Annotated in this window: 9 protein-coding genes and 1 pseudogene; 6 read left to right on the forward strand and 4 right to left on the reverse strand. The window is 22.6% G+C overall.

Annotated features, from left to right (window positions below; translation table 11 throughout):
- From ACERKK_RS09410 to ACERKK_RS09425, 4 genes are all read right to left on the reverse strand, one after another.
- A partial coding sequence (locus tag ACERKK_RS09410) for a hypothetical protein (RefSeq protein ID WP_373772831.1) occupies nt 1-250 on the reverse strand: 250 nt, incomplete at its 3' end.
- The gene (locus tag ACERKK_RS09415) at nt 244-1,287 is read right to left on the reverse strand and encodes a sensor histidine kinase (RefSeq protein ID WP_373772832.1); all 1,044 of its coding nucleotides are present in this window, start codon (nt 1,285-1,287) and stop codon (nt 244-246) included. The genes ACERKK_RS09410 and ACERKK_RS09415, both read right to left, overlap by 7 nt.
- Nucleotides 1,288-1,387: 100 nt before the next feature.
- Nucleotides 1,388-2,056: a response regulator transcription factor gene (locus ACERKK_RS09420; RefSeq protein WP_373772833.1), complete on the reverse strand. Its 669-nt coding sequence runs from the start codon at nt 2,054-2,056 to the stop codon at nt 1,388-1,390.
- Complete coding sequence (locus ACERKK_RS09425) at nt 2,056-2,271, reverse strand: DUF1104 domain-containing protein (protein WP_373772834.1); 216 nt, start codon at nt 2,269-2,271, stop codon at nt 2,056-2,058. The genes ACERKK_RS09420 and ACERKK_RS09425 overlap by 1 nt, the downstream gene beginning before the upstream one ends.
- A 232-nt stretch (nt 2,272-2,503) precedes the next feature.
- Here ACERKK_RS09425 and ACERKK_RS09430 point away from each other — a divergent pair, with 232 nt between their 5' ends.
- The 6 genes and pseudogenes from ACERKK_RS09430 to ACERKK_RS09455 form a co-directional block, all read left to right on the forward strand.
- Nucleotides 2,504-3,274 carry a hypothetical protein gene (locus ACERKK_RS09430; protein WP_373772835.1) on the forward strand — a complete coding sequence of 257 codons (771 nt, stop codon included), beginning with the start codon at nt 2,504-2,506 and terminating at the stop codon, nt 3,272-3,274.
- Between the two features lie 49 nt (nt 3,275-3,323).
- Complete coding sequence (locus ACERKK_RS09435) at nt 3,324-3,623, forward strand: hypothetical protein (RefSeq protein WP_373772836.1); 300 nt, start codon at nt 3,324-3,326, stop codon at nt 3,621-3,623.
- 217 nt (nt 3,624-3,840) lie between these two features.
- Nucleotides 3,841-4,632, forward strand: a pseudogene (locus tag ACERKK_RS09440) (ABC transporter transmembrane domain-containing protein); the annotation flags it as partial.
- Nucleotides 4,633-5,493: an ABC transporter ATP-binding protein gene (locus tag ACERKK_RS09445; protein ID WP_373772839.1), complete on the forward strand. Its 861-nt coding sequence runs from the start codon at nt 4,633-4,635 to the stop codon at nt 5,491-5,493.
- Nucleotides 5,494-5,616: 123 nt separating this feature from the next.
- Nucleotides 5,617-6,030 (forward strand): transcriptional regulator, encoded by a 414-nt coding sequence (locus tag ACERKK_RS09450; RefSeq protein ID WP_373772837.1) that lies wholly within the window; start codon nt 5,617-5,619, stop codon nt 6,028-6,030.
- 467 nt (nt 6,031-6,497) lie between these two features.
- Nucleotides 6,498-7,067: PAS domain-containing protein (locus tag ACERKK_RS09455; RefSeq protein ID WP_373772838.1), on the forward strand; the 570-nt coding region annotated here is incomplete at its 3' end.

A 7,067-nucleotide genomic window follows, 5' to 3' on the forward strand; every position in this document is an offset into this window, starting at 1 on the left:
ATCTTTTAATAAAAGCTTCTGGCATAATAGTTGTATTTTCATTTGGATTTACTAAATATGTAAACATTGCATCTTTAACATTTGATTCACTACTATATTTTAAGAGATATCTATAAAAGTACTTATCAATTGTTACAGGAAGTTTTTTATGGCATTGTACACAATTGGATTGATAAATATTTTCTATATTTTTATCTTGCGCATTTATAAAAGAAAAAAATAAACTTAAAATAAATAAAATTCTTACCATATTACCTCTATTTTTGTACCCTTATTTATTTCTGAGGATACTTCAAGTTTTAAATTGTACTCTTTAGCTATTAAAGATACAATATTTAAACCTATTCCAAAGCCACCTACACTCTTATCAAAACGAGAGTATCTTTTAAAAAGAGATTTTAAATCTTTTTGATTCATTCCTTTTCCTGAATCTTCTATACATAAACTATTTTTATCTAAAGAAATACTTATTGTTCCTAAGACTTTATTGTATTTTATAGCATTAGAAAGTAAGTTATCAATTAATTTAGAAATCTTTTTATTATCACAAAATAAATAGATATCATCTTTTATAGAAAGTTTAAAATCAATTTTTTTAATCTTTGCTAGACTTTTAAAGTACTCAACTCTTTCATAAACAATCAAAGATAAGTTAAGTTCTTCATTTTGAGAAATTATTTTGTTTTGTAAAGTTATAAAAGTTAAATCCTCATAAATATTAGATATTGTTTTAGCACCTATATCAATACGATTTATCTTTTTTGCTAATTTTTCATCAAGTTTGCTTTTATCTATCATTTCAATATTATTAATAATTGCACAAACAGGTGTATTTAATTCATGTGTAGTATCTTTTATAAATCTATCTAATAAATTAAAAGCATCTCTCATTGGTTTTAAAAATAAACTTGTAATAAAGTATCCTATAATCATTAATATGATAAAAGCAAAAGAGACATAAGTTATAATTTCATTTTTCATACTCTGAAACCATATTTGCTCATCTTTTATTTCAACAATAATATATTTTGCACCTAAATAGTATGACTCTGGTTCTTCTACAAAGTGAATATACTTATCACTTATATATGTAACTTCATCAAAATTTATATTTTTTGATTTTAAAGTAGAAAATATTAATTTTTTATCACTATCAAAAATAGCAGAATTAAATTTCTCATCTCTTGGATAATATTTATATTTATCAAAATTAATATGTAAGTCTTTTAATCTAAAAACAAAGTCATTAGAATACTCTTGCATAATATGTCGTTTTTCTTGAAGCATTAAATCTTTTTGGAATTTATAATAAATAAATGAGATACTACTAAGTATTAGCAGAATTAAAAAAGAGTAAAGAAAGCCAAAACTAATAAAAGTTCTAAACTCACTTTTCGTTAAATCGATATCCAAGCTTTTTAAGACTAACAATTTTTTCACTTCCTATAAGTTTTCTAAGATTCTTAATATATGTTCTTAATGAATTATCGCTATACTCTTCATCATATTCCCATACATAATCATAAATTCTATCATGCACTAATAGTTCATTTGGATGTTGTAAAAAGAATTTTAGAAGTTTAATCTCTTTGGGATTTAGTTTTACAATCTCTTCATCTTTTTTAATTTCATTTGAAATTAAATCAAAAGTTACATTATTTGCTATTTGTAAAAGTTTGCTTTTTGATGAAAATTCTCTTTTTATGATAGTTTGCACTCTTAATTGTAATTCTTTTAGAGCAAAAGGTTTTCTAATATAATCATCACAACCACTATTAAAGCCCTCTTCTAACGAATCCATAGAATTTAAAGATGTAATAAAAATAGCAGGAGTTAAATTCCCTTGGCTTCTTAGCTTTTTAAGTACATCAAAACCATTTAATAAAGGAACATTAACATCTAATAATAAAATATCAAAATTCTGTTCATATATAGCATTTAATGCATCTTCTCCATTATAAACATTTATAACTTCAAAATTTTGTTCTTCAAAATATTCAACAATAGTTTCGCTAAGCGTTAAATCATCTTCTAGTAATAATAGTTTTGTTTTCATTATTTTAACTTTTCTAGATTTTTTTGATACTGTTTTTTTTCATTTGAATTCATTGTTGCAATTCTTGATTTTAATTCATTTAAAAATTTGCTTTTATCTTCAGCTTTAACATAACCCATAATAGCTATTAATTCTTGAGTACTCATTTCTGAATAATCTTCTTTTGCAAAAATAAATGTAATAAGAAGACAAATTAATACTAAAATTTTTTTCATTTTTCACTCTTTATTTTTTATAATTGTAACACATAATGGTGTAAAAAATGTATATAGCAAAAATAGCGTATAAATTAAAGTTATGTAGCGCCTTCATAGCGAGAAAATAATATTTACCTATTTTTCGCAAAATTTCTGGTTTTTTTACATATTTTTATAGACATAATAAGTAATTTATCTCTAAAAATATGTATAATATATGAAAATTCAAACAAGATACTTAGGATAAGTTATGACACAAATTGGAAATTTATTTAAAAAGACACCTTACTTAGTTAGAGATGATGATACTAAATACAAAAGTATTGAGTATGTTGAAAATGTAATTCAAATATTGTTATCTGAAAATAAGATAGATAAAAAAGATTTGAAAAATGTTTTTTCAAATAATAGAGATAACCTTTTACATTTCCACATTATGATAAAAACAAGTATTCCATGTGAACATATTTGTATTAAGTATGAAAATGAAGATATAGAATTTACTTTTGAAGAGTATAAAGAGTCAAAAACTAAAACAAGAGCTATTAGTTCATTTATGTTTTTAGAAGCATTTAAACATCAAAAAGAAAAACATCTTATAAAAGTATTTGATGATATTATTGGTTGTGATGGCAAGGTTTTATTTATTTCTATTAATAAAGATAATCTAAAATTATTTCAACCAAGTTCGAAACACTATCACTATAGAAATATACTTTTAGCAAAAAAAGATTTAATATGTGAAATAGCATCATCTTTTGGGATTGATTGTAAACAACTATATCTTGATTTAGATCCAAATATAATAAAACAAGTTTGTAAAGATTTAAATATGACATATAAAAGTCTTGCTTTAGAATTAGGATATAAACCTGATACTATAAATAAAGCAGCATCAACAGGTAAAATTAGTGACCAATTAAATAAATCTATTGAATTTTATTTAGAAAATTTACGATTAAGAGAAGAATTAAAACAATTTGAACTAATAAAACAAACACTTCAAAATGTTGCTGTTTAAGCTTTTATAAAAAAAATTTAACTACAATCAAAATAAAAAAAGAGTTTAAATGATTAAAAATCTATTATTTACAGCAATGATAGCATTACTACTTGGTGGATGTTTTGGTGGAGAGAAAAAAGAAGAATGGACTTCTTTTATTTATCCAGATAAAGAAAATACAAAAAGAAATGTAAAAAGTCCAATGACTTTTAGTACTTTAGAAGAGTGTACAGAAGAATCAATTAAGCAAATGAAAATACTACAATTAGAAGATATTGGAGTATTTAAATGTGGTTTAAATTGCTCTTACCATGAAGGAATGCAAACAGAAGTTTGTGCAAAAATGTTAATTCCTGCGAAGAAATAGTTAAGAAACTATCTCTTTGCAAAAGATTATACTTCTTTTAATAATAACTTCATTCTAATTATTGTAAAACTATTTATCTTAATTAAGAAAGATTATTATGAAAGAAGAAATTTCCTTAAAATATATTTTTAAACTTTTACTAGAGAATAGAAAATTCCTGATATTAGGACAAATTGTAACCTTTATTGCAATTTTAATAAGTATTCCTATTCCTTTAATGCTCCCTATTTTAGTAGATGAAATTTTACTAGATAAACCTGACTTTTTTGTAAATAATATAAATTCAATTTTTGGTAATGGTGATGCCTTTTACTATATATCAATTGTAACTTTAGTTGTAATTGCACTTAGACTTATTCATTTTTTATTTTCAGTTATTATAAATAAAATATTTATATATATCTCTAAATATGTAACTTTTGAAATTAGAAAAAAACTACTAGAACACCTACAACTTGTAAATATGAATGAGTATGAAAATTTAGGTTCAGGTGCAATTGCCGCAAATTTAATAACAGATGTAAATACTTTAGATAATTTTATTATCTCAGTTGCGAGTAAATTTGTTGCTTCTGTTTTAACTTTAATTGCAGTTGCTGTTGTAATTATTGCTATTAATCCAATTTTAGGATTAATGATATTATTTATTCAACCAATAATAATGCTACTTTCAAAAAAAATATCTAAAAAAACTGGTGTTCTAAAGAAAAAAGAAAATGAAGCAATATCAAATTTTCAAAATAATATTGGCGAAACTTTAGATTTATTTGGACAAATAAAAGCTAGTAATAAAGAGAACTTTTTCTTTACAGATGCAATAAATAAAGCAAAAAATATACAAACTACATCAAATGAATATAATTATAAAAGTTTAGCTTATGAAAGATTTTCTTTTACTATTTTTCTTGTTGCATTTGAAATATTTAGAGCAACAGGATTGATTTTAGTTGAATATAATGACCTTACGATTGGAATGATGTTTGCTATGTTTGGATATATTTGGTTTATTATGACTCCCGTTCAAGATATTTTGACAATTCAATATTCATATGCAAGTGCAAATGCAGCTATAAATCGACTTAATAAAATTTTTAATTTAAAACTTGAAAAAAATGGAAAAGAAGAACTTTGTATAAATACAAAAGAAATAGATATTAGTATTAAAGATTTAAATTTTTCATATGACAATAAAAAAAATATCTTAGAAAACATTAGTTTAGATATAAAAAGTGGAGAAAAAATTGCACTAATTGGAGCAAGTGGAAGTGGAAAAACTACACTTGCACAATTAATTTCTGGTTTTTATGAAAAAAATCAGGGTAAAATTCTCTATAATTTTATAAATATTGATAATTTAAGTAAACAAAGTTTGAGAAAAAATATTTTCTTAGTTTTACAGATGCCAATCTTATTTAATAATACTCTTCGTTTTAATATTACAATGGGTGAAAAAGGTATAAGTGATGAGGAAATTTTCCATGCTCTAAATATTGCGCAATTAGAAGATGTAGTTAAAAACATGAATGATGGATTAGATACAATTGTTGGAAAACATGGAGTAAGACTAAGTGGTGGTCAAAGGCAAAGACTCTCGATAGCAAGGATGGTTATCGCAAATCCAGCTGTTGTAATTTTTGATGAATCAACATCTGCTTTAGATGTTCATACAGAAGCAAAATTATTTAATTCTTTAACTCCTATTTTAAAAAATAAAACTGTAATTACAATTGCTCATAGATTAAGTACCGTTAAAAATGCAAGTATGATTTATGTCTTAAATGATGGAAAAATTGTACAAAGAGGTACTCATAAAAAACTCGAAGAAGAGGAAGGACACTACTCAAATTTTGTAAAAAATCAATTAAATTGAGATATTTTTATTCCTATTTTACTAAATTAAATAAATTTTTCGTTATACTTCCAAAAAAAAATGATTTGCATAATAACACACACCATAATGTTATTATGAAAATCAATATTCAAAAGGATTATAATGGAAGGCATTACATTAAAAATAAAAATTACTGAAGAAGAACAAAATGTTCTTTTAATTAAGGCAAATAAATTAGATTTAACAGTTGAAGAATATATTAATAAATTAATTGACCTTGATGTAAACAGTACAGTAGAATTAAATAACGGTTACATTTATAACAAACATTTAAATAAATTATTTGATGTTAACGAAAGAGAAATTCCACTTACAAAAACTGAAAATAAATTATTAAGACTTTTAGTTGAAAATATTAATTCATTAGTTACACTTGAAACTATTCATGAAATAGTTTGGAAAGGTAAAAATATGTCAAGATTTACACTTAGAAATAAAGTGAAAGATTTAAGAGACAAAACTTTTTACGAATTAATTAAAAATCACTCAAACTTAGGTTATTCAATTAACTCTTAATATACTTTAAAAAAAAAAGAAAATTCTTTTTTCTTTTTTTTTTAATCTTTTTTTATTTTAATAACTTTTTAAACAAAATTCATCACTTTATTATTAATCTTAAAACTTGTAATTTATACAATACCCTATTTTTAAACCAATCTATTAGTAACTAATTTTCTTATAAGTCCTCAATAAATTATCATTTAATTACAACTTAATTGTAAATTAATCTATATTTATTCTAAAATTTTCTATTAATTATATTAATCTATTTTATTGCAATCAATATAGTATTGTAAAAAATACAACAAGTAATTTTTATTATAAATTAATATTTTTAATTATTGAAAGAAATAACTTTTCAATAATATTTAACTTTTATTGAAAAAAAATAAAATGTAGTGAATTTATTATTAAAAAACAAAAAAAGTATATTAAAAACTTTTCTAATAAATTATAATTATAAAAAATTAAAAGGAATGATAATGTCTAATATATCAACTTTTGGAAAAATTACTCATAACTCACTTTTGCAAGCTTTTGAGAATTCAGGTGATCCTGTTGCTATAACAGATGCAAATCTTGATGAAGGTATTAAATTTATTTATATAAATAAAGCATTTTGTGAAGAAACAGGTTATGAAAAAAAAGAACTAATTGGAAAAAGCCCTAAAATATTACAAGGTCAAAGAAGTAATAAAAAACTTTTATCAAGTTTAAAAGAGCAGTTAAAAACAACAGGTTCTTTTAAAGGGCAAACAATAAACTATAAAAAAGATGGAAGTGAATATATTGTTAAATGGACTATATCAGAATTAAAAGATAATAATGACAATGTTATTGCTTATATATCATTTCATAAGATTATAACTCAATTTATTAAATCAAGAAATGAAAATAAACTATTTCAAAAAATTATAGAACAAGTTCCTAGTTCAATTATAATAACTGACCTTCAAGCAAATATTATTTATGCAAATAATAGTTTTTTAGAAAATATCCAATATACAAAGAATGAATTAATAGGAGAAAATGCTCGTATTCTAAAATCTGGG

The sequence above is a fragment of the Poseidonibacter sp. genome, from assembly GCF_041821165.1.
Classification (GTDB): domain Bacteria; phylum Campylobacterota; class Campylobacteria; order Campylobacterales; family Arcobacteraceae; genus Poseidonibacter.